19 protein-coding genes and 3 pseudogenes are annotated in these 21,695 nt (G+C 69.2%); 13 read left to right on the forward strand and 9 right to left on the reverse strand.

Going from position 1 to position 21,695, the window contains the following annotated elements; all coding sequences use genetic code 11:
- Positions 1-79 precede the first annotated feature (79 nt).
- Both IPG68_04675 and IPG68_04680 read left to right on the forward strand, forming a co-directional pair.
- A complete protein-coding gene (locus tag IPG68_04675) occupies positions 80-679 on the forward strand; it encodes a TetR/AcrR family transcriptional regulator (protein ID MBK6762601.1) in 600 nt (199 codons plus the stop codon).
- Positions 676-1,914, forward strand: coding sequence for a glycosyltransferase (locus tag IPG68_04680; protein MBK6762602.1), 1,239 nt, complete (start codon positions 676-678; stop codon positions 1,912-1,914). Before IPG68_04675 ends, IPG68_04680 begins: the two co-directional genes overlap by 4 nt.
- 134 nt (positions 1,915-2,048) lie before the next feature.
- Here the strand turns inward: IPG68_04680 and IPG68_04685 are convergent, their stop codons facing one another.
- Positions 2,049-2,759, reverse strand: a complete 711-nt coding sequence (locus IPG68_04685) for an aspartate/glutamate racemase family protein (protein ID MBK6762603.1) — start codon at positions 2,757-2,759, stop codon at positions 2,049-2,051.
- A 23-nt stretch (positions 2,760-2,782) separates the two neighbouring features.
- Between IPG68_04685 and IPG68_04690 the strand changes: the two genes are divergently transcribed.
- Both IPG68_04690 and IPG68_04695 read left to right on the forward strand, forming a co-directional pair.
- On the forward strand, positions 2,783-3,559 hold the full coding sequence (locus IPG68_04690; protein MBK6762604.1) for a GNAT family N-acetyltransferase: 777 nt from the start codon (positions 2,783-2,785) through the stop codon (positions 3,557-3,559).
- 71 nt (positions 3,560-3,630) lie between these two features.
- Positions 3,631-4,027 (forward strand): annotated as a pseudogene (locus tag IPG68_04695) (NUDIX domain-containing protein).
- Between the two features lie 6 nt (positions 4,028-4,033).
- Here IPG68_04695 and IPG68_04700 read toward each other — a convergent pair.
- From IPG68_04700 to argF, 4 genes and pseudogenes are all read right to left on the reverse strand, one after another.
- Entirely contained in the window at positions 4,034-4,630 is a 597-nt protein-coding gene (locus IPG68_04700) for a TetR family transcriptional regulator C-terminal domain-containing protein (protein MBK6762605.1), read from the reverse strand.
- Entirely contained in the window at positions 4,627-5,724 is a 1,098-nt protein-coding gene (gene aguA / locus IPG68_04705) for an agmatine deiminase (protein MBK6762606.1), read from the reverse strand. The genes IPG68_04700 and aguA overlap by 4 nt, the downstream gene beginning before the upstream one ends.
- Positions 5,721-7,214 carry an APC family permease gene (locus IPG68_04710; GenBank protein ID MBK6762607.1) on the reverse strand — a complete coding sequence of 498 codons (1,494 nt, stop codon included), beginning with the start codon at positions 7,212-7,214 and terminating at the stop codon, positions 5,721-5,723. Before IPG68_04710 ends, aguA begins: the two co-directional genes overlap by 4 nt.
- A 13-nt stretch (positions 7,215-7,227) precedes the next feature.
- Positions 7,228-8,252, reverse strand: a pseudogene (gene argF, locus IPG68_04715) (ornithine carbamoyltransferase).
- 1,135 nt (positions 8,253-9,387) lie between these two features.
- Here argF and IPG68_04720 point away from each other — a divergent pair.
- From IPG68_04720 to IPG68_04750, 7 genes are all read left to right on the forward strand, one after another.
- A complete protein-coding gene (locus IPG68_04720) occupies positions 9,388-10,890 on the forward strand; it encodes a PAS domain S-box protein (GenBank protein MBK6762608.1) in 1,503 nt (500 codons plus the stop codon).
- The gene (locus IPG68_04725; GenBank protein ID MBK6762609.1) at positions 10,857-11,276 is read left to right on the forward strand and encodes a GGDEF domain-containing protein; all 420 of its coding nucleotides are present in this window, start codon (positions 10,857-10,859) and stop codon (positions 11,274-11,276) included. Before IPG68_04720 ends, IPG68_04725 begins: the two co-directional genes overlap by 34 nt.
- A 45-nt stretch (positions 11,277-11,321) precedes the next feature.
- The gene (locus tag IPG68_04730; protein MBK6762610.1) at positions 11,322-12,440 is read left to right on the forward strand and encodes a DUF3089 domain-containing protein; all 1,119 of its coding nucleotides are present in this window, start codon (positions 11,322-11,324) and stop codon (positions 12,438-12,440) included.
- Entirely contained in the window at positions 12,437-13,282 is an 846-nt protein-coding gene (locus IPG68_04735) for a GNAT family N-acetyltransferase (GenBank protein ID MBK6762611.1), read from the forward strand. The genes IPG68_04730 and IPG68_04735 overlap by 4 nt, the downstream gene beginning before the upstream one ends.
- 150 nt (positions 13,283-13,432) lie before the next feature.
- Positions 13,433-13,993 (forward strand): hypothetical protein, encoded by a 561-nt coding sequence (locus tag IPG68_04740; GenBank protein MBK6762612.1) that lies wholly within the window; start codon positions 13,433-13,435, stop codon positions 13,991-13,993.
- A 66-nt stretch (positions 13,994-14,059) separates the two neighbouring features.
- Positions 14,060-14,677 carry a hypothetical protein gene (locus IPG68_04745; protein MBK6762613.1) on the forward strand — a complete coding sequence of 206 codons (618 nt, stop codon included), beginning with the start codon at positions 14,060-14,062 and terminating at the stop codon, positions 14,675-14,677.
- A gap of 33 nt (positions 14,678-14,710) precedes the next feature.
- Positions 14,711-16,408 (forward strand): STAS domain-containing protein, encoded by a 1,698-nt coding sequence (locus IPG68_04750; GenBank protein ID MBK6762614.1) that lies wholly within the window; start codon positions 14,711-14,713, stop codon positions 16,406-16,408.
- Here IPG68_04750 and IPG68_04755 read toward each other — a convergent pair.
- The 4 genes and pseudogenes from IPG68_04755 to IPG68_04770 form a co-directional block, all read right to left on the reverse strand.
- Positions 16,400-16,750 (reverse strand): glycosyl transferase, encoded by a 351-nt coding sequence (locus tag IPG68_04755; protein MBK6762615.1) that lies wholly within the window; start codon positions 16,748-16,750, stop codon positions 16,400-16,402. The two genes, IPG68_04750 and IPG68_04755, sit on opposite strands and share 9 nt — an antisense overlap.
- Before the next feature lie 139 nt (positions 16,751-16,889).
- Positions 16,890-17,522: a hypothetical protein gene (locus IPG68_04760; GenBank protein MBK6762616.1), complete on the reverse strand. Its 633-nt coding sequence runs from the start codon at positions 17,520-17,522 to the stop codon at positions 16,890-16,892.
- A 133-nt stretch (positions 17,523-17,655) separates the two neighbouring features.
- Positions 17,656-17,919, reverse strand: a complete 264-nt coding sequence (locus IPG68_04765; protein ID MBK6762617.1) for a glycosyltransferase family 39 protein — start codon at positions 17,917-17,919, stop codon at positions 17,656-17,658.
- Positions 17,920-18,175: 256 nt separating this feature from the next.
- Positions 18,176-19,194 (reverse strand): annotated as a pseudogene (locus tag IPG68_04770) (glycosyltransferase).
- Between the two features lie 665 nt (positions 19,195-19,859).
- Between IPG68_04770 and IPG68_04775 the strand changes: the two are divergent.
- A complete protein-coding gene (locus IPG68_04775) occupies positions 19,860-21,071 on the forward strand; it encodes an MFS transporter (protein MBK6762618.1) in 1,212 nt (403 codons plus the stop codon).
- Positions 21,072-21,127: 56 nt separating this feature from the next.
- Complete coding sequence (locus IPG68_04780; GenBank protein MBK6762619.1) at positions 21,128-21,661, forward strand: hypothetical protein; 534 nt, start codon at positions 21,128-21,130, stop codon at positions 21,659-21,661.
- Positions 21,662-21,695: the final 34 nt, after the last annotated feature.

Below are 21,695 nucleotides of genomic sequence, written 5' to 3' on the forward strand. Positions count from 1 at the left end.
CCTTCATGACTATCGCGGATCCGGCGTGCTGTCGACAGGGGGGTTGTCTGCAGACCATATTCATGTCACTATGACTGACATGAAATCAGCGGCCCCCAGGACCTACCGCATGCAGGCGCGGGCTGAGTCCTCCGAGCTCACGGCGCAGCGCATCCTGCGCGCCACCGTGGACATGTTCTGGGAGCGCCCCGGCGCTGACATGTCCCTGGACGACGTGGCCGGACGCGCCGGGGTCGCTACGCGCACAGTGATTCGCCGTTTCGGGTCCAAGGAGCAGTTGGTGGCTGCCGCGGCACAGTGGTCGGCCGACCAGGTGACCGCACAGCGGGCACAGGCGCCGGTGGGCGACATCCCGGGCAGTATCGACGTGCTGCTGGATCACTACGAGGAGTATGGCGACCGGGTCCTGCGGCTGCTGGCCGCCGAGGTCGAAGCCCCGGCGCTGGCGGCGGTCGCCGATCGGGGGCGGCAGGTGCATGTCCAGTGGTGCCGGGAGGTCTTCGCCCCGTACCTCGTGCGCGGCTCGGCCGCCACGCGACGACGCCGGCTCGCGCAGTTCGTCACGATCTGCGATGTCTACTCGTGGAAGCTGCTGCGCCGTGACTCCCGTCTGACCCGCTCGCAGACCCGGATGGCCCTGGTCGAAATGCTCATCCCTCTCACATTGGAGTCGTCATGACCCGGATACTCGCCTACACCTCGCCTGCCCGGGGGCACCTCTACCCAGCGACCGCCATCCTGCTGGAACTGCGCGACCGCGGCCACGACGTCGTGGTCCGCACGCTGGCATCCGAGGTGTCGATGCTGCGTGGTCTCGGACTGCGCGCGGATGCGGTCGACGGGCGGGTCGAGGCCGTGCTGCAGCAGGACTGGCGCAAGCGTGGCGCACAGCAGGCGCTCAAGGCCAACGTGGCCACCTTCGTCGAGCGCGCGCAGTTCGACGGTCCTGACCTGGAGGACGCGATCGCGCGAGAGCGCCCTGACGTGGTGATCGTGGACATCAACACCTGGGGTGCCCTCGCGGCGGCGCAGAAGTGGGGTGGTCCTTGGGCGGCATTCTGCCCGTACCCCATGCCCCTGCCGTCGGCAGACGTGCCACCTTTCGGGCCCGGTCTGCGGCCCGGTCGGTCTGCGGGAGCGCGGATGCGTGACGCCGTGCTGCGTCCGTTGATCACCGGGACCCTGGAGCGCGGGATGCTGCCCGGGCTGAACGACGGCCGGGCTCGGATGGGTCTGCCGCCACTCGCGCACCTCACCGGGCAGTTCCTGGCGCCGCCGCTGATGGTGTACCTCACGGCCGAACCGTTCGAGTACCACCGCAACGACTGGCCTGACAGCGTCGTCATGGTCGGGCCGTGTCCATGGGAGCCGCCTGCCGATGAGCCCGCGTGGCTCGACGGGATCACCGAGCCGCTCGTGGTGGTCACGACGTCCTCGGAGTTCCAGGACGACGGCCGCTTGGTCCATGTCGCGCTCGAGGCGCTGGCCGACCGGTCGCTGCAGGTTGTTGCCACCGTCCCGGCCGGCGACCCCGGATCCTTCCCGGTGCCCGCCAACGCGAAGGTGGTCTCGTTCGCGGCGCACGGTCCGCTGTTCCAGAGAGCCAGTGTGGTGGTCACCCACGGCGGGATGGGTGCCACGCAGAAGGCCCTGGCGAACCAGGTGCCGGTGGTGGCGGTGCCGTTCGGTCGTGACCAGTTGGAGGTGGCCCGTCGGGTCGAGGTCGCCGGTGCGGGCGTCCGCCTGCCCAGCCGCCGTCTGTCACCGCCCCGCCTGCAGTCGGCGGTCCAGCAGGCGATGGGCATGCGCGAAGGGGCGCAGCGGGTGGCGGCCGGGTACCGGTCCGCGGGCGGTCCGCGTGCCGCGGCCGACGCGGTGGAAGCGCGACTGCTGGGTGTGTCAGCGCGAACGTAGCGTCCTGTGTCACGCGGGCCAGGTTGGAGTCCGTTCACGGCGCTGGAGGTGCCACGTGTGCGTTCTCCAACCTCGTGGTCGTTCTCCAACGTCGCGGTGCTCGCCCCCCTGGCCAGGCCCGGTGCGCGACGAACCTAGGTTCCACCCCTGAGGCCCGAGCCCAGGGCAAAGTCGGCTGCGGCGCGGGCGTGGAGGTAGGCGGTCGGGAAGAACGCGACGGGGACATCGCCGGGTCCGACGAGCAACTCGATCTCCGTGCAGCCGGCGATCACGCCCTGCGCTCCAGCCATTACGAGGCGCCGGATCGCCTCCACGTAGCGGGTTCGCGACTCCGCCACGACGACACCACGCACCAGCTCTGCGTAGATGATGTCGTGGATCATGCTCCGGTCCGGCTCGTCGGGGACGAGGACGTGCAGCCCGGCGGCGCGCAGGCGCTGGGAGATGAAGTCCTGCTCCATCGTGTAGCGGGTACCCAGCAGCGCGACCCGGTCGATGCCGGCGCGGGTCGCCGCACTCGCCGTGGCATCCGCGATGTGCAGCACGGGTACCGTGACCGCGGCCTGGATGTCGTCGAAGACCCGGTGCATGGTGTTCGTGCACAGCACGACACCTTCCGCGCCGGATCGCTGCAGGTCCTGCGCTGCGTCGCTGAGGACCGTGGCTGCGCCGGGCCAGTCGCCGGCCTCTTGCAGGGCCTCGATGTCCGCGAAGTTGAACGAGCGGATCACCAGATCGGCCGATGCCGTGCCGCCGAGTCTGTCGCGCACCGCTTCGTTGATCCATCGCTCGTACTGGATCGAGGATTCCCAGGACATCCCGCCGAGCAGGCCGAGCCTCTTCATGGCCGCCAACTTAGGCTCGAGGCATGCATGACGTCCCCCTGGGCTGGCGTACCGACATCGAGGTGTTGCGCCGCTCCGGGGCGCAGATCACCGAGTCGGCCGGTCATGTCGTTGTGCGGTCCCCGGACAACCCGGGCTACTACTGGGGCAACTTCGTCTACATCGGCGACCCGGCGCTCGCCGCCGACCCCGAGGGGTGTCTGGCACTGATGCGCCGGTCGGTCCCGGATGTCACGCACGTCGCGATCGGCCTTCCGGGGCCGCCGGCCGTCCCCGCGTGGCAGGCGCTCGGCATCACGGTGGAGTGTGACGAGGTGCTGGTCGCCGATCGGCCACCGGCAGGTCGGCCGCTGCCGGAGGGTTACCACGCCCGGGAACTCCGTGACGCTGACGACTGGGAGCAGGCCGTCGGCAAGGAACTGGCCGAGGCGGGATCCCCGTCGGACCCGGCGTACGAGGAGTTCGTGCGCCGCCGTGTCGATTCCCGCCGCCGCATGGTGAGCAACGGCGACGCCGCGTTCATGGGGGTGTTCCTGGGCGACCGGCTCGTCGCGGACCTGGGGATCGTCCTGTGTGCCGGCCCCGCGCGGTACCAGAGCGTCGGCACCGACCCCGCGCATCGTGGGCGGGGGCTCGCCTCGCACCTTCTGCACATGGCGGGCGAGTGGGCCGAGGGTCGCGGGGCCACCCGGTGGGTGATCGTGGCGGACCGCGGCAGCGATGCCGCACGGCTCTACCGGCGCTGCGGCCTGCGCCCGGCCGGGCATTCGTGGCAGGTGTACCGGACGGGGGAGACGTGAGCGCGCGTCACAGCGCGGGGCTGCTGCCTGTGCGCCACACGCCGGCCGGGCCCGAGATCTTCCTGGTTCACATGGCCGGCCCGCACTGGGCCCACAAGGATGCTGGAGCCTGGTCGATCGCCAAAGGGGAGTACGACCCGGCCACCGAGGACCCCTGGCAGGTGGCCGTGCGGGAATTCGGCGAGGAGGTCGGCATGCCCGCGCCCGAGGGGCCGGTCTCGGACATCGGGGAGCACCGCATGCCCAGTGGCAAGCGCGTGCGCGTCTTCGTGGTGGAGACGACACAGGACCTGCGATTCGTCTCGAGCAATCTGTTCGCCATGGAGTGGCGCGCGCGGTTCCGGCCGGCTCGAGGAGTTCCCCGAGACCGATGGTGCGGCGTGGTTCTCGCTGGATGAGGCCGCCCGCAGACTCGTCTCGGGGCAACTGGCGATCCTCGCCGCGGTGCGCGCGCATCTGGATCACTGATCCGGCTCAACCGCGGCCGGTCTCCACCCGTGCCATGTGGTGGGACCATTCCTCCACGTCCGCGCGGCCCGGCCCGTCGGTCTGGGCCACGACCTGGATCGTGAGGCCGTCCAGGAGTGCCAGCAGACGCCAGGCGGAGGCGCGGGGGTCCGGGCAGTCGAACTCGCCCGCTTCCACCCCGGCCCGCAGGATCTCCTCGAGCAGGCCCTGCCAGCCGGCGTTCAGTTTCGCCGCGATGTCGCGCACCGCCGGGTGACGCGCCGAACTGCTCCAGGCATCCATCCACCACTGGAACTGCCAGGCGTCGCGCGCGGGCTGGAACTCGGACACGATGGCGTCCAGTTGTTCGCTCGGTGTGTCCAGCCCGCCGACCACGGCGCGTGCGCGCTGCAGGTCCTCGGCGGCGACCCGTTCGAAGGCCGCCGCCATGAGGTCGTCGTAACTGTCGAAGTAGTGGTGCATGAGGCCGGTGCTGACACCGGCCTCCGCAGCCACCGTGCGGGTGCTCGACTCGAGCATGCCGTTGCGACGGATCGCGCGCACCGCCGCGGCGATCAGCGCCTCACGCCGATCGCCCGCGGACATGTGCACCTGGGTCTTCACGGCCCGCCCGGTTCCTGCTGGGTGATGCAGTGGACGTTGCCGCCGCCGAGCAGGATCTCCCGACCCGGGACGGTGACGATCTCGCGGTCGGGGAACAACCGCTTGTACGTCAGTATCGCGTCCTCGTCGTGCGGGTCGTCGAAGACCGGCAGCACGACCACGCCGTTGCCGATGAACGAATTGACGTACGAGCCGGCGAGTCGTTCACCCTCCACGCGCGGTTGCACCCCCGGGATGTGATCGACGCCGGCGGCCTCCTCGGCCGTGATGAAGATCGGTCCGGGCTGGTGCAGTTTCACGACCTCCAGCGGGCGGCCCCGGGCGTCGGTCTCAGCCTGCAGGATCTCCAGCGCCTCGTTGCTGATCTCCCACTGCGGGTCGCTGCGGTCGTCGGTCCAGGTCAGCATCACGACCCCGGGTGCCGCGAAGCGCGCGAAGTTGTCCACGTGGCCGTCGGTCTCGTCGAGGTACACCCCGTGCGGCAGCCAGATCACCTTGTCCGCACCGAGGTACTCGCACAGGTTGTGCTCGATCTCCTGTTTGCTCAGGTGCGGGTTGCGGTTGTGGTTGAGCAGGCACTCCTCAGTGGTGAGTACGGTGCCCTGCCCGTCCACGTCGATCGACCCGCCCTCGAGGACGAAGTCCGCGCGGTACATCGCGACCCCCTCCATCTCGAGGACCTTGCGCGCTACCAGGTCGTCGTGGTCCCACGGGAAGTACAGGCCGCCTTCGAGGCCACCCCAGGCGTTGAACCGCCAGTCCACCCCGCGCAACTCCCCGGCGTCGTTGATGACGAATGTCGGCCCGGTGTCGCGCATCCACGAGTCGTCGGTGGACATCTCCACCTCCCTGACCTGGGCCGGAAGATGTTGGCGGGCGTTGAGGTACTGCTGCCCGGAAACCACCATGGTCAGCGGTTCGTGGTCGCAGATGGCCGCCGCCACCTGGCTGAACGCATCCTGGGCGGGCTTGGCCCCCAGTCGCCAGTTGTCGGGGCGCTCGGGCCAGACCATCCAGCAGTTGCACTGCCGCTCCCATTCCGCCGGCATGCGGAAGCCGTCGGCTTTGGGCGTGCCGTCGAGGACGCGGGTCATCGCCGCTCACCCCCGTGGGCTTCGTAGGTCCGGTCGATACCGGCCGGGGTGTCCGGAGCGATCCCTTCGAGATCCACCGCCGCCCCCGCCTCCGGGTGTTCGGTGCGCTTCCAGTGCGGCGAGCGCCACACCAGCAGCTCCTGGGCGACGAACGTCGCGGCGAGGCCACCGAGGATCAGCCACGTGGTCGTGGCATCGAACTCCACCCACGGGTTCCACACGAAGAAGAACACAGCGGCGGCCAGCAGTACGACGACCAGCGTGGCCGACAGCCAGGCGCCGAACGCCTTGCCCGGCACGGTGTACGGCCGGTGTGCGTCCGGGTCGATCCGGCGCAGGCGCAGGAACGCCAGCGACATGGCCACGTAAGGCAGCAGGAACACGATCGAGCTGAACGCGAACAGGCTCCAGAAGAGAGCGTCGATGTCACCGTTCGTCAGGGAGAACAGCACTCCGTAGACCAGCGTGATGGCGGCGCTGACCAGAGCGGTGAAGCCGGCGGCTCCCACCGGTGTGCGGCGCTTCGCGCTCATGTGCTTGAACACCGGCGGCAGGTCGCCCTGCTCGGCAGCCTCCGCAGCGGCCCGGTTCGCCCCTATCGTCCATGGGATGAGCGCGGCGAAGAACGCGTACAGGATCCCGATGCCGAGCACGGTCGTGAACACTCCGGCGCCGAACACCGTCGTGAGCGCATCCAGCAGGCCGCTGGTCTCCGAGATCTCCTCCGCCGGCACGATGACCTGCATCCCGATGGTCGAGATCAGGTAGAACGCGCCGATCAGCACACCGGCGATCACGATCGTGCGGGGCACGTCGCGGCGCGGATTGCGCATCTCGTTCGAGGCGCTGCTCATCAGTTCGAAGCCGAGGAAGTTGTAGATGATGATCGGTAGTGCGAGCGCCACGGTCGGTGCGGTCGGGATCATGGACTCGGTCGTCCACGTGAAGTTCGTCGCCGATCCGTCGCCGGACCACGCCACGAACCCCGCCACGCCGATCAGGACGATGACTCCCACGGTGATCATGGCGCCGAGGTTCGACACCCACTTGCCGGTGTCGAGCGTGAGAACGTTGACCAGCCAGTTGACGCCGATCAGCACCAGGGCGATGCCCACCTGCGGCCAGAATCCGAGTCCGGGGAAGAACATGTCGGACAGGACCACCGAGAACATCAGGTAGACCGAGGGGACCCACAGCGCGACGTTGAGCCAGTACCACCAGGACACCCGGGTCCCCCACCGGTTCCCGAACGCCCTCACGATCCACGCGTAGATGCCGCCGGTGTCCGGGTAGGTGGAACCGAGTTCGGCGGTCATCAGCCCGTACGGCAGGAAGAAGGCTGCGATCATCACCACGGTCCATACGACCGCGGACGGTCCGATCTGCGCGGTGAGCGTGACCTGGCTGAGCAGCAGGATCGCGCAGACGCTGAACAGGATCATGTCGAACATCCGCAGCGCGCGCGGTGTGCTCGTCTCTTGTGTGGTCATGTTCCGGCTCCCCTCAGATGCTCACGGTGTCGTGGAGGAAGGACTCGATGCGTCCTTCGTGGTAGGCGCGCAGCGCAGCGGTCGGCTGCTCCAGGCGCGGCATGATGTACCAGGCCAGAGGCCCTTCTCGGTGTGCAGCCGGTTCTCGCTCTGGTCGTAGATGATCGACTGGGCGGAATCCATGACCTCGTCGGTCGCCTCGACCCCGCGTGATGCCGGCAGGCAGTGCATGAACCTGGCGTGCTCCGGTGCGCGGGCGAGCAGGCCGGCGTTGACCTGGTAGCGCGGCTTGAATGCCTTCACGCGATCCGGGATCTCGTCCTCCTGGCCGAACCACCACCAGAGGTCGGTGTAGATGAAGTCGGCGTTGACGACCGCATCCTCGACGTCCTCCGTCTCGAGGTACCGCCCGCCGTACGTCTCCTGGTTCTTGGCGAGTTCGTCGAGCACCGTCGGCCACTGGGCTTTGATGCCGTACTGCTCGGGCCGGGCGTGGATGAACGTTCCGCCCAGCATGGTGACGATCTGGGCCGTCGAGGTGCAGACGTTGGTGGCGTCGCCGACGAAGACGACCGTGAGATCCGAGAACGGCTTGTCGGTGTGCTCGGTCATCGTGAACACGTCGCACACGGCCTGGGTGGGGTGGTTGTAGTCGGTGAGTCCGTTGATGACGGGGACCTCGGCGTGCTCGGCGAAGTCGGTGACCGTCGCATGCTTGAATGCGCGGATCTCGACCGCATCCACCATGCGGGACAGGACCTGCGCGGTGTCCTTGATGTTCTCCTTGGCCCCGAGGTGGATCTCGCCGGGCTTGAGGTACAGGGCGTGGCCGCCGAGTTTGGTCATCGCGACCTCGAACGAGACGCGGGTGCGGGTGGAGGCTTCCTCGAAGATCATTCCGAGGGAGGCGCCCTCCAACAACCGCGGGCAGGCGTTCTGTTTGTCGGCCTGCTTGAGCAGCGAGATCAGGGACATCTGGGCGCGGATGGTCTCCGGCCCCAGGTCCTGGGTGTCGATGAAGTTGCGAGCAGTTCGCATCGAAGAGACAACCTTCCTGTCGAGAGGTCGTCGAGAGCGGCGGACGGGTGGGCCTCGCCCGCCCCGGTCGGCGGTCCCTTTGTGAGGGAACATCCACCACTGTACGCCGGACTTGAGCGTGCGCTCAACTCGGGTCCACAACGGGAAAACGCCACCCCGTGGCGCTTACCGTGATCGTGAAGGGGGGTAGGTCCATGACGCAGGAGGGCTCGCGACCGCCCACGGTGATCGACATCGAGAGCCTCCCCGACCCGCACATGGTCCTGACGGCTGTGCGCGACGACGCCCGGCGCATCGTTGACTTCGTGTACACCGGGGTCAACGAGGCAGCCCTGGCAGATCTGGGTATCCCACGGGAGAAGGTGCTGGGTTCCACACTGCTCGAACTGGCGCCGCTGACCGGTGACGACGTGCTGCTGGAGCGGTTCATCGAGGTGGTGGACAACGACACGGTGCTGGTTCTGGACAGTTTCCAGTATCCCGACTCGTCCCCGAACCGTGCGCTGCGCTCCTACGACGTCAGCGCCACGAGGATCGGAGACGGTCTCGGCTGCTCCTGGTGGGAGGTCACGCAGCGTGACCGCAACGAACGGGAACTTGCCCGCGCGGAAGCCAGGATGCGTACGACGCTGGACTCCCTGCTCGATCCCCACGAGATGCTCACGCCCATCCGCGACGACGCCGGTCACATCGTGGATCTGGAGTACGTGCAGGTTAACCGTGCCAGTTGCCGCTACCTGGGCATGTCGCGCGACGAGCTGGAGGGACATCGCCTCGGCGACATCTGGTCCGGCGCGGCCAAGGACTTCGTGATGCAGTGCGCCCGGCAGGTGCTGGCGACCGGTCAGCCGCTGCGGGTGGACGAGCAGGAGGTTGTCACGCCGCGCGGTGACATCCGGGTGTTCGACATCCGCGGCGTGCTCATCGACGAAGCCTTGAGTTTCACCTACCGGGACGTGACCAAGCGGGTCGCGCAGGCACGGGAGGTGGCGCAGTCACGGGAGTACTACCGCTTGGTGGCCGAGAACGCCTCGGAGATGGTCTTCCGCTCGGAGTCCGACGGCACGCTGTCGTGGGTCAGCCCGTCGGTCGCCCGCACCTCGGGTGGCCCATCGACCAGATCCAGGGGCAGAGTTTGCGCGATCTCATCCATCCCGACGACCTGCCGGTCGTCACGGAACTGCAGAAGTCGGCTATCGCGGCCGGTGAACTCACCGGGAACGTACAGTGCCGGATGGCCACTGCCGATGGTGGCTGGCGCTGGATGAGTGTCCTGGGCCGGTCAATCGTCGACGAGCGCGGCCAGGTGATCGGCGGTGTGGACGCCATCCGGGACATCCAGGCCGAGCACGACGCGCTGGTGGCACTCGCCGAGTCCGAGGAGCGCTTCCGCCGTTCGATGATGGACGCGGCGATCGGCATGGCCATGGTCGGTGTTGACGGCAGGTTCGTGAGTGTCAATCCCGCACTCTGTGCCTTGTTGGCCCGTGACGAGCGCACCTTGATGGGCAGTACGTGGCAGGAGTTGACTCACCCCGACGACCTCACCACGGACGCATCCCTGGTGGATGACGTGTTCGCCGGCCGCCGTGACACCTACCGATTGGCCAAGCGCTACCTGCGCCCCGATGGCACTGTGGTCTGGGCCGACCTCACGGTCTCCGGTGTGCGGGCGGAGGACGGTCGGCTCGCGCATCTCATGGCACAGGTCGTCGACATCACCGAGAGTGTGCACGCCCGGGAGGCGCTGGCGCGCAGCGAGGAGCACTTCCGCCTGCTGGCCGAGAACTCTTCGGATGTCGTGTTCCGCGCCTCGTCGGCCGCCGTGCTGGAGTGGGTCTCGCCGTCGGTGATGGACGTCCTGGGCTTCGCGCCGCGCGAGGTTGTGGGGGCGCCGGTTCTCGACTTCGTGGAGCCGGAGGACCTCCCGCCCGATCTGCACCTGGACCCTCGCAACGCGGACACCATCGACTTCGTGGGCAGAGTCCGCACCGCCGCGGGTGCGTCGTTGTGGATGGACATCGCCGCGCGTCCGGTGCTCGGCGAGGACGGGTCGGTCATCGGCCGGGTCGGCCGGCTGCGGGACGTGCAGGCGCAGCACGACGCGCAGGAGGCGTTGCGGCGCAGTGAGCAACTGTTCCGCACGGCCATGGAATCGGCGCCGACGGGGATGGCGGTGGTCGGCTTGGACCGGGAGTTCCTCCAAGTGAACCCGGCGCTGTGCCGTCTGCTCGGGCGCACGGAGGAGTGGTTGCTCGGGCGCAGCGTCAGTGACGTGCTCGACCCCCTCGACGACGACCTCGACCGCCGGCTTCGTTCCCAGATCCTGGCCGGTCTGATGGCGTCGCTGACTCGCGACCACCAGATGATCCGCTCGGATGGTGAGCGGGTGCTCGTCGAGCAGTCCATCGGCCTGCTGCGTGACGAGCAGGGCCGGGCCACCGCCTACGTGTCGCAGTTCGCCGACGTCACCGAGGCCAGGGCGACCCGTGAGCAACTGCGGTTCCTCGCCACGCACGACTCCTTGACCGAGTTGCTCAACCGCCGGGAACTGGTCACGCGGATCTCCGGGGTCTCGCGCAGACTCCCCGCACCGGGATCCACGTGGGTGTGCTGTTCATCGACCTCGACGGACTGAAGTCGGTGAACGACACCTACGGGCATGCCGTCGGCGACGAGGTGATCGTGACCGTCGCCCGCCGCGTCCGGGACAGGGTGCGGGTCAACGACGTGCTGGCCCGCTTCGGCGGAGACGAGTTCGTCCTGGTGCTGCCAGCCATCCACGGCGTCGATGACGTGGCGCGCATCTGCGAGGAGTTGCATCGGGCGGTGACGCAGCCGATGGCCGTCGGCGAGCGCACCATCGTCATGACCATGAGCGTCGGCGTGGCCGTGGTGTCGCCGGGAGAGGATCCGGACAGCGCCTTGCGCCGGGCCGATGCGGCGTTGTACCGGGCGAAGCGGGAAGGCCGGGCCCGCACGGTCGTCTACGACCCCCGGCTCGATGCCACCGAGCCTGCCTGAAGGTAGCCTCAGCGCCCGCGACGGGTTGCGGTTAGTCTGCGGATCATGGCCCGAGTACTGAAACTGATCCTGCCGCTGGCGATGGCGACCAGCGTGCTGGCGGCTCCGGCGGTGGCCCACGCCGACACGGTGTGGCTGTGCCGTCCCGGGGCGAGCCCCAACCCCTGTGATGGATCGCTGAAGACGACGATCCGCACCCCCGGCAAGGCGCCGCGGGTCGTGACGCCCAAGCCCGCCAAGAAGCCGGCGATCGACTGCTTCTACGTGTACCCGACGGTCAGTGAGCAGCCCACGGTCGTTGCCGACCTGGCCAAGGACCCGCAGGAGATCGTCATCGCCAAGCACCAGGCGGCGCGCTTCAGTCAGGTCTGCGATGTGTACGCACCGATGTACCGGCAGATCACCCTGAAGGCGATCCTGGGGACCGCGACTCCCACCCCGCAGGACCGGGAGGTCGGCTTCGACGACGTGAAGGCGGCATTCGCCGAGTACCGTGCCGCGCATCCTGATCGGGGATACGTCCTCATCGGGCACTCGCAGGGGTCGGGGGTACTGAAGCGGCTGATCCGGGAGGTCATCGAACCCGATGCGGCACTGCGCGCGGACATGGTCTCGGCGCTGCTGCTCGGCACCAGTGTCGCGGTGCCGGTCGGGAAGGCGGTGGGCGGTGACTTCAGCAGTGTGCCGTTGTGCACCCGGCCCCGGCAGGTCAACTGCGTCATCTCCTACTCGACCTTCGGTCAGGAGCCGCCGGACAGTTCCTTCGGCCGGGTGCGTCCCGACAGCGTCGGCCTGGACCCGAACGTGCAGTACGAGGCGGCCTGCACGAATCCGGCGGCGCTGAAGGGCGGTTGGTCGCGCATCGACACGATCCTGCGGACCGAGCCGATCCCGGGCCTGCTGGGTGTGGCGACGGGTATCACCTACGGCGGGACCCCGCCCACGGCGAAGACCGCGTGGCTGACCCCCAAGGGCCGCTACAAGGCCAAGTGCATGCGCTCCAACGGCGCCCACGTGCTCATGGTCAAGGGTGTCGGGAAGGCCAAGGCACTCCAGCCCGCACCGACCCCGACGTGGGGGCTGCACCTGCTCGACGCGAACCTGCCGCTCGGGGACCTCATCGACGTGGTGCGCGTGCAGTCCAAGGCGTTCAGCGCGCGATGACGCGGATCGTCGCGCTCGCACGGGCCGACGTGGACACTCTGCTGGAATGGGCGGCCGCTGAGGGCTGGAATCCCGGGGACGAGGCCGAGGTGTTCTGGAACACCGACCCGCAGGCCTACCTCGGTGTGCGCGACGACGACGGCCGTCTCATCGGTGCCGTCGCCACTGTCGACTACGGCGGGCGGCTCGGCGTGATGGGCCTGTTCATCGTGGCGCCGCCGCACCGGGGCCGCGGATTGGGCCGGCAGTTGTGGTATCACGGCCGGGACACGCTGCTGGAGCGACTCGAACCGGGCGCGCCGATCGCCATCGATGCCGTGCCCGCGATGGCCCGCTTCTACCGGGACAGTGGTTTCAGGCAGACCCACGACCATCGCCGCATGCGCATCCTCAGCACCGTCGAGGACGTGCCGGCCGCAGTGCGCCGGGTCACCGCGCCGCTGGGCAGTCTGCCCGACCTGGACACCCGATGTTTCGGCGCTCCGCGCCCGGGGTTCCTCGGGCCCTGGTTGGCGCAGCCGGATCACGTGGCTGTCGCCCATGTGGATGACCGCTTGAGCGGATACGGGGTATTGCGTGGCTGCCGGCACGGATTCAAGGTCGGGCCGCTGTTCGCGCAGTCGGCGGCAACGGCTGATGCGCTGTTCCGGGGACTGACTGCGGGGATCCCGGCAGGCTCCGACGTGTTCGTGGATGTCCCCTCCGTCAACGAGTCGGCGGTGCAGTGGGCCGCGCGCCGTGGTGGCCAGGAAGTGTTCACCTGCGCCCGGATGTACCACGGTGCGGCGCCGGCGGCCGATTGGGCCTCGGTGTTCGGGGTCACCACTCTCGAACTCGGTTGATGCCTGTGCCGCACCAGGTTGTTGCGGCGTGCAGGTCAGTGTGATCGCCGTCACCAGTGGGCGTGTCCTAGGTCACGCGTAGACAGGTATCAGCGAGGGAATCACCGAAGCGACCTCAAATGTCGTCGTCGTCGAGGAGTTCCCCGACCCATGAACACAAAGACCCTGGTCGCCGGCATCGCCGCAGCGCCCGTGTTCCTCGGTGCAGCCGTCGTGCCCAGCACCGCAGCGGTGCAGCCCGCCACGTCCGCGGCTGCTGCGCCGGCTGTCAAAGCCAAATCCACCGACCGGACCAAGCGCGCCTCGCGTGCCGCCGGTGTCTCCATGCGCACCAAGGGAACGCAGTACAGCCCCACCCGGGCCGCGATGCGCCTGGAGCGCTGGGCCAAGCGTGGTACGCGCGGGTACCACAACCAGTGCCTGCGTCTGGCTGACAACGCTTACCAGCCGAAGGGCAACCGCACCAGCACGGCCTTGAGCCAGTGGAAGCGGGCCAAGCGCAAGGGATATGCCCATCCGCACAACCGCCGGCCCCCGGTGGGGGCGCAGATGTTTTGGCGGACCTCCAACCCCGCCGGCCACATCGCGACCTACGTCGGTAACGGCAAGGCCGTGACTAACATGCCGGGCGGCGCGGTCCGCAAGATCAACTGGAAGCGCATGAACCAATGGGGTCCCTACCTCGGCTGGGCCGAGCCGTTCTACGGCTGAGACACGTCGCGAATACAGCCCTGCCGCGGGCCACCTCGACCATCGAAGAACCGTCTGGAGAACACTGTGAAACGCACCGCTTCGCTGATCGCCGGCGTCATGGCGGTGCCGGTGCTAGCCGGTTCCGTCGCCGCCTCCACCCCCCAGGCCCCGGCGCAGCCACAGATCCACCTGGCAACCGCGGGCACTCTGGTGGCCGCGACTCCGGGCAGTGCACGTGACACGGACCTCGTCCACGCCGCAGCCTGGGCCGAGCAGGACGATGCTCGCCAACTCCGGCGGGCTGCGCGGTCCGCGGTCTTGCGCACCTACGGCACGGCGAACACGGCCGAGGAGGCCGTGGGCCTGCTGAAGAAGTGGGCACGCGAGGGCGTCGGCGGATACCCCAACCAGTGCCTGCGCCTGGCCGATGACGCCTACCGCGCCTCCGCGCGCACCACGACCGCGCTGGCACAGTCGAGCCGGGCCAAGGAGGCCGGAGTCGCCTACCCGGACAGTCGCGACATCCCGGTGGGTGCGCACATGTTCTGGCGGACCGATCACCCGGCCGGGCACATCGCCACCTACGTGGGGGACGGCAAGGTCGTCACCAACATGCCGGGCGGCAGCATCAAGATCGTCGATTGGCACAAACTCAACGAGTGGGGTCCCTACCTCGGCTGGGCCAACCCGTACTATCGCTAGCCTCCCCGGGTCGGCGCCCACGATGATGGGCGGGTGACCGCCTCGTTCCTGCGCACCTGGCTGCCCGGCCTGACGCCGGAACTGCGCCCCTTCGAGCGGCACAACGTCATCGCCGGGCTCACCGTCACCGCCTACCTCGTGCCCCAGGTGATGGCCTACGCGATCCTCGCCGGACTCTCCCCGGTCACCGGTCTGTGGGCCGCCTTGGTCGCGGTTCCGCTGTACGCCCTGCTCGGGACGTCGCGCTGGCTCAGTTTCGGGCCAGAGTCCAGCGTCGCCGTGACCGCCGCAGTGATCGTGCCGGCGGTGGCCGCCGGCGGCACCTCCCCGGCCGCGGTCGCTTCGGCGCTGGCGTTGGCGGTCGGTGTGGTGGGCCTGCTGGCAAGCCTCCTGCGGATGTCGTTCGTGGCGGACCTGCTCGGCCGGCCCATCCTCGTCGGGTACATGGCGGGCATCGCGGTGCTCATGATCGACAGCCAGCTCGAACGTGTGACCGGCGAGTCGGTACCTGGCGACCCGGGGGTCCTCGAGCATCTCTGGCTGGTGATCGGTACGACCCCGCAGTGGTCGGCGGTGATCACCGCGGCCGGGGTGCTGGCCGTGCTGGTGGGGTTCGCCCGCACGCGTCTGCGCCCGTTCGCGCCATTGATCTCCCTAGTGGTGGGCGCCGCGATTGCAGCGGCGCTGTCGGCAAGTGGCCAGCCGGTGGAACTGCTCGGCGACATCCCGGCGGGACTACCCACCCCTGCGCTCCCGTCGGTACCCGCGTCGCTCGTGCCGGATCTCATGCTGGCCGCGGTGGGGGTATTGCTCGTGGCGTTCGCCGATGCCACGCTGACCGGGCGGTCGTTCCACCTCGTGCAGGACCCGCCTCTGCGGGCCCCCACCGAGTTGCGGGCCTTGGCGGTGGTGAACGTGGCCGCGGGATTCTTCCGCGGGATGCCGGTGTCCACCAGCGGCAGTCGCTCAGCGGTTGCCCGCGCGAGCGGTGCCACATCGCAGGGCTACTCGATCGCCGCCGCATTGTTCCTCGCCGTGGTCCTGCTCGTGGCCGGTCCCGTCCTCGAGGTAGTTCCGCAGGCGGCGCTGGGTGCGCTGGTGGTGTACGCGGCGGTGCTGCTCATCGACGTGCCGGGGTTCCGGGGGTTGTGGCGGTTCCAGCGCTCGGAGTTCCTCGTGGCCCTCGTGACCACGGCCGGCGTGCTGGTGTTCGGGGTCCTGTACGGGGTGCTCATCGCCGTGGGTCTCTCGGTGCTCCTGCTGCTCTTCGAGGTGGCTCGGCCGCACTCGGCGGTACTGGGTTTCGTGCCGGACCTCGCGGGCATGCACGACATCACCGACTTCCCCCAGACCCGCGAGGAGCCGGGCCTGCTGATCTTCCGGTACGACTCGCCCCTCTTCTTCGCCAACGCTGACAACTTCCTCACGAATGCGCGCACGGCGGTCCAGGAGCGGATGCCGGGCGTGGAGTGGTTCGCGCTGCAGAGCGAGGCGATCGTCGAGGTGGATTCGACCGCGGTGGAAGCCCTCGAGGTGCTCGTGCGAGAGCTGCGAGCCGCCGGCGTCCGCTTCGTGCTGGTGCGGGCCAAGAGCGAGTTGCTCGACGACCTGTCCCGAACTTCACTGATCGGCGAGATCGGCGAGGAGTACATCTTCCCGACCCTGCCGACACTGGTCGGCGCCTTCCGGTCCCGGAAGTTCTCCGAGCCCGGAAGCGACGAGTCATCCTGACAGGTTGTACAGCGTCACACCGTCGACGGTGACGGACGGGAAGTTCTGCTGTACCCAGGTGCTGATCTGGGAACTCGTCTGCCCGCCGGCGATGAACCAGTGGATCCGCCCGTCCGCCACGTACTGCTGGAACCGCTCGAGGGTGGGGGAGGGGTCACTGCCGTTGAAGCCACCGATCGCCATCACGGGGTGGCCGGTGGCCAACTGGTAGCCCGCGGCGGTCTGACTGCCCACCCCGGCGGCGACCCACGTGTAGTCGGCCGCGTCCTGGGCGAGAGTGGTCACGAGGTCGCCGCTGACGTCGGGGGAGTCCAGCAGCCCGCCCGGGCCGCCAGCGGGCACGCGTTGCCATTTCCTCCGGTGCCGCCGGGCCACCCACTGTGGCGCCGCCGGCTCAGGCCGGCAGTGGGTAGCGCCCCGCTGGTCACCCGGGATGCGGTCTGCAGGCTGAAGGCCGGACCGGACAGCAGCATCGCGACAATCAGGGTGCCCGCCAACGCGGTGCGCACCCTCGGCCCGCTGAGGTCGCCGAGTCCGAGGGCGATTCCGGCCACCACGGCCACCGCGATGACCAGCCAGCCGAGCAGGTCGTAGTCGCGCGCACGAGCAACGTGCCGCCGTACAGCGCGGAGCAGGCCAGAAACACCGCGAGGCCGCATAGGCCCCGCGCCGCCACAGCAGGGTGACCGCCGTGGCCCGCCAGCACAGCGATCGCCGGTGCCAGCGCAACCGCGTAGTACTGGTGGATGATGCCCTGGCTGAAGCGAAGACGGCAAACGTCACGACCAGCCAGCCGCCCCACAGGATCGTGGACACCCGCTGCATCCGGCCGTCGGCCAGCACCCAGGCGAAGACGATCGCCGCGAGCGCCGCAGGCGGCGATCTGCCGGCCCAGTCGGCGTCGAACATCCGGTGCCAGCTCGGCGTCCCCAGCCACCGCCGCCCGCCCGGCACCGCCGCCCACGCTGCCGGTCTCATCGCCGGTCCGCCGCCCCAGGCCGTTGTAACCGAGGATGAGTTCGAGTGCGGAGTCGGTCTGCGAGCCGCCGATGTACGGGCGGATCGACGCGGGCACGAGTTCCACCACGGCCACCCACCATCCGCCGGCGACCACCAGGGCCGGCTGCAGTGGTCAGCATCGCGATCCGCCGCCGCGAGTGGACCAGGATGGCTGCGACGAACGCGGGGAGGACCAGGAAGGCCTGCAGACTCTTGGTGAGGAACGCGAGCGACCGCCGCCAGGACGATCAGCGCAGCCGCTCGGTTCGGTGCCCGCGCCACGGCGTAGGTCGCGGCGACCAGCAGCGGACCGCGGCATCGGGGTTGTTGAACCGGAACATCAGCGTGGCCACCGGCGTGGTGGCGAGGATGACCCCGGCGAGCAGTCCGGCTGGCCTACCGAAGTAGCGCGCCACGAACAGATACAGCAGTCCGACGGTCGCCACGCCCATCAGCGCCTGCCGGGCGAGATGCTCAGGAACTGAGGCCGAACAGGCGCACGACAGGGCCATGACCCAGATGGCGGCAGGCGGCTTGTCGATTGTGATCGCGTTGGCGGCATCGCTGGAGCCGAAGAAGAAGGCCTCCCAGTTCTGCGAGCCGGCCTGCGCGGCCGCGGGTAAGCTGCTGGCCCAGCCGGACAGGCCCCAGATGTACAGCACAGCGGTACCGGCAAGTGCGCCGCAGGGCCGGACGTGTCGGTCGCGGGCCTCGGCGGGGGTGGTGGCGGCGGCCCGTTCGAGCGTGGCGGTCATCGAGTCCTCCTCGGAAGATCCAGTGGCGGAACAGGACGAACCGCACAAGGGTGGCGATCGAGTTGGCGGCGGTGAGGACGGCCAGTTCCATGCCTCTGCTCAAGGTCTCCGGGAGCAGGGCTGCCGTCGCGCTCGTGATGACCAGCGCGACGGCCAGCACCGCGTAGCCCTTGGCCTGGTGCAGCCACCAGTCGGCGCGCCCCGAGATGCCGAACGTGAAGCGGCGGTTCACCGCGGTGTTGGTTGCGGTCGCCAGGAGCAGGGCAGCGACGTTGGCGACCACCGGCTCCACCAGGGTGCGCGCCAACAGGTAGAGGACGGCGTAAACGGCGGTCGAGCCCAGGCCCACGGCCACGAACCGCAGCACCTGACCCGGCCCACGATCCTGGGGGACGTCGGCCATGCGGATGCGCCCGGAGGCGATGTCACGACCCAGGCGGGCGATCCCACGAAGGTCAGCCAGCGCGGTGGCCATGATGTCCACGCTGGAATCCGGGTCGTCCACCCAGTCCACGGGCACTCGTGGATGCGCAGGCCGGTGCGTTCGGCGATCACGAGCAGTTCGGTGTCGAAGAACCAGTCTTCATCCTTGACCTGCGCCAGCAGCGCGGGCAGCCGGTCGGCTCGCACAGCCTTGAACCCGCACTGGGCGTCAGAGAACCGTGACCGCAGAGTCAGCCGCAGCAGCCGGTTGTAGCTGCGTGAGATGAACTCCCGCTTCTGGCCCCGGGTGACTCGTGACGCCGTGCTCAGGCGCGTGCCGATGGCGACGTCGGAGTGCCCGACAGCAGTGGCGCGACCAGGACCGGCACGAGGCCGGTGGAGAGGTCGACATCCATGTAGGCGACCACCCTGGCGGCCGCACCGCCCCAGGCCTGGCGCAGTGCGCGCCCGCGACCCTTCTGCTCCAGGCGCAGGTACTCCACCTCCCGGAAGGCCGGTCGCAAGTTCCCGGGCGATCCGCGGAGTCGCATCGTTGCTCGCGTTGTCCGCGATCAGGATGCGATGGGTCCAGGTTGCGCCCGCGCGTATTCGACCAGGTCAGATGCTGCGACGCAGCGCATTGCTCGTTGTACACGGGGACGACGATCTCACGTCGACCAGGCGGGTCCGGGGTGTCCCAGGCGACGTCGGTGGCTGTCATCTGACCTGATCCTCGGCGGAACCTGCGGCGGCGGCGGCGTCCGCCTGCTCCTGGGTGAGTTCGGGTTCGTGACGGCGGTCTCCAGGAATCCGTCGGGACCACCGGGCAATCGGCCGAGGAACTCCTGGAGCAGGTCCTGGTTGACGGTGCCATCGGCGTTGAACAGCATGGCGGCCAGGTCCTCCCCCTGGCTGGTGACATGCCCGGTTGGGCCGGGCCGAACTGGCCGGGACCGCCGAACTGTCCTGGACCGGTCGTGGCTGAGGCACCGGTGTTGCTGAGCCCCCATGCGCCTGCCGCCACCGCCAGCAGCGAGGCGGCGACCGTGGTGGCGCCCAGGATGTGGGCCTTGCGACGTTCGCTGGTGTAGAGGGCGTACCAGCGGCTCTGTGCGGCGGGTTCGGTCTGCGGGTCCGGGGATGCCTGGGGGTTCGGTGCGGTGTCCATGTCCGCACTGTGCGGCGTGCAGGTCGGAACCAGTCGGGAGGACGGTGAGAGTCCGGTGAGGAGCCTCGGACGTGGTCGGGCCGCGTAGAACACCTAGGGTGGGGCGGTGCCGGTCAACCCCACCCGTCGCCTGGCGGTCCTCACCGCGCTGCGGTGGTTCCCGGTCGGGCTCGTGGTCCCGGTCTTGGTGCTGCTGCTCGGGGCCCGCGGCCTGCCACTGGACCAGGTCGGGCAGGCGATGGCCCTCTACGGCATCGTGACCCTGTCCTTGGAACTGCCGACCGGTGGGTTGGCCGACGCGTGGGGGCGACGTCCCGTGGTGGTGGTCGCTGCGGTGCTCAACGCGGCCGGGCTGCTGGTCCTGGCGTTCTTCGGCGCACTGCCCGCGATCCTGGGCGGGATCGCCATGCTGGCATCGGCCCGGGCACTGTCGTCCGGGCCGATGGAATCCTGGTTCGTCGACTTCATGCACGAACTGGGGGATCACCACATCGAACCCGGCCTGGCCAGGGGGCAGATCGCCGAGTCCTTGGCCCTCGGGCTCGGCTCGGTGATCGGTGGCCTGCTGCCCGTGGCGTTCGCTTCCCTGCCCCACACCGGTCAGGGTTTCCTGTCCTTGTCCGTGCCCTTTGTGCTGGCGGCGTGCATGCAGGTGGTCTTCGCGGTGGCCGCCGTGTTGCTGCTGACCGGGGAGACTGCACGGGAGCGGACCTCCGTGGCCTCGACGGTGGTAGCCGGTGCCCGGCGCAGTGTGAAGGACGCACCTGTGCGGCGGGTCATGGTCGTGGCCATGTGTCTAGGGGTCATGCTCAGCGGCATCGAACTGCTGGCGCCCAACACTTTCGCGGATCTGCTCGGCAGTCCGACTGCCGCATCGGGGCTGTACGGCGTGCTGACAGCGGTGGCCTTCGGCACCGCCGCGCTCGGTGCCGCGATGAGCGCCCGGATCCCGGGGCGGCGTCCCGCGGTGGCTGCCGGGGCTTACGTCACCGGTGCCGGGATCGTGCTGCTGGTCGGGGTGCCGCTGATCGGCGTGGCCGCGGCGGCCTTCTTGCTCTTCTACGTGGTGATCGGAGTGCAGGGTCCGGTCATGGCCGGGCTGCTGCATGACCGCGTGGACTCGACGGTGCGCAGCACGATGATGTCCGTCGAGAGCCTTGCCCTGCAGGGTGGCGGCGCGTTCGCGAGCCTGGTGGTCGGTGCGCTGTCGGCGGGTGTGGGACTGGTGGCCGGCCTCGCAGTCATCGCCGTCGCGGCGGTGGCCGCCGCCGGCGCCCTGTGGCGCGATCTGGGGCAGTCAAGCTCCTCGCGGGTGTGACGGATGTCACGTGAATACCGGTACTTCGGGACGCGAAATGTGGGTCACTGGAAAATGTGCGCCGCCTTCTGTGCGCGGGAATCCTCGCCTTGCTGCCCCTCGGGGTGACTCCTGCGCAGGCCGCGCCCGGCTTCGGGATCGGCACGGAGATTGGGGCCGGTTGGTCGCAGGATCGCGAACTGCAGGTCTCCCGGGACGAGCCGATGCGGCCCATCGGGGTGACCCGTTCCCCGCAGAAGGCGGTGGCCTACCTGCAGAAGCTGGCCGAGGATCGCGCCAGCGGGTACTACGACCAGTGCCTGCGGCTGGCCGATGACGCCTACCTGCCCAAAGGCCCCCGGGTGGCCACGGCCTTCGATCAGTGGCGGCGGGCCAAGCGGGCCGGGGTCGCGCACCCCGATGACCGCGAACCCCCGTTGGGGGCGCAGATGTTCTGGGATCCCGGCCATGATGCCGGGCACGTCGCTACCTACGTGGGGGACGACCGGGCAGTGACCAACATGCCCGATGGCACCGTCAAGCGCATCAAGTGGCGAGAGATGAACGACTGGGGCCCGTACCTGGGCGGGGCCCTGCCGTACTACAAGTAGCCGTCCACAGATTCTGAGCGGGATCTTCCGGCCG

It is taken from the genome of Micrococcales bacterium (assembly GCA_016703125.1).
Lineage (GTDB): Bacteria > Actinomycetota > Actinomycetes > S36-B12 > UBA10799 > JADKAV01.

Bases quoted from the DNA above. Each gene is read 5' to 3' on its own strand.
- IPG68_04675 (MBK6762601.1), top strand. From the start codon at position 80: ATGAAATCAGCGGCCCCCAGGACCTACCGCATGCAGGCGCGGGCTGAG.
- IPG68_04680 (MBK6762602.1), top strand. From the start codon at position 676: ATGACCCGGATACTCGCCTACACCTCGCCTGCCCGGGGGCACCTCTAC.
- IPG68_04685 (MBK6762603.1), bottom strand. From the start codon at position 2,759: ATGAAGAGGCTCGGCCTGCTCGGCGGGATGTCCTGGGAATCCTCGATC.
- IPG68_04690 (MBK6762604.1), top strand. From the start codon at position 2,783: ATGCATGACGTCCCCCTGGGCTGGCGTACCGACATCGAGGTGTTGCGC.
- aguA (MBK6762606.1), bottom strand. From the start codon at position 5,724: ATGACCCGCGTCCTCGACGGCACGCCCAAAGCCGACGGCTTCCGCATG.
- IPG68_04710 (MBK6762607.1), bottom strand. From the start codon at position 7,214: ATGACCACACAAGAGACGAGCACACCGCGCGCGCTGCGGATGTTCGAC.
- IPG68_04730 (MBK6762610.1), top strand. From the start codon at position 11,322: ATGGCCCGAGTACTGAAACTGATCCTGCCGCTGGCGATGGCGACCAGC.
- IPG68_04735 (MBK6762611.1), top strand. From the start codon at position 12,437: ATGACGCGGATCGTCGCGCTCGCACGGGCCGACGTGGACACTCTGCTG.
- IPG68_04740 (MBK6762612.1), top strand. From the start codon at position 13,433: ATGAACACAAAGACCCTGGTCGCCGGCATCGCCGCAGCGCCCGTGTTC.
- IPG68_04765 (MBK6762617.1), bottom strand. From the start codon at position 17,919: ATGGCCCTGTCGTGCGCCTGTTCGGCCTCAGTTCCTGAGCATCTCGCC.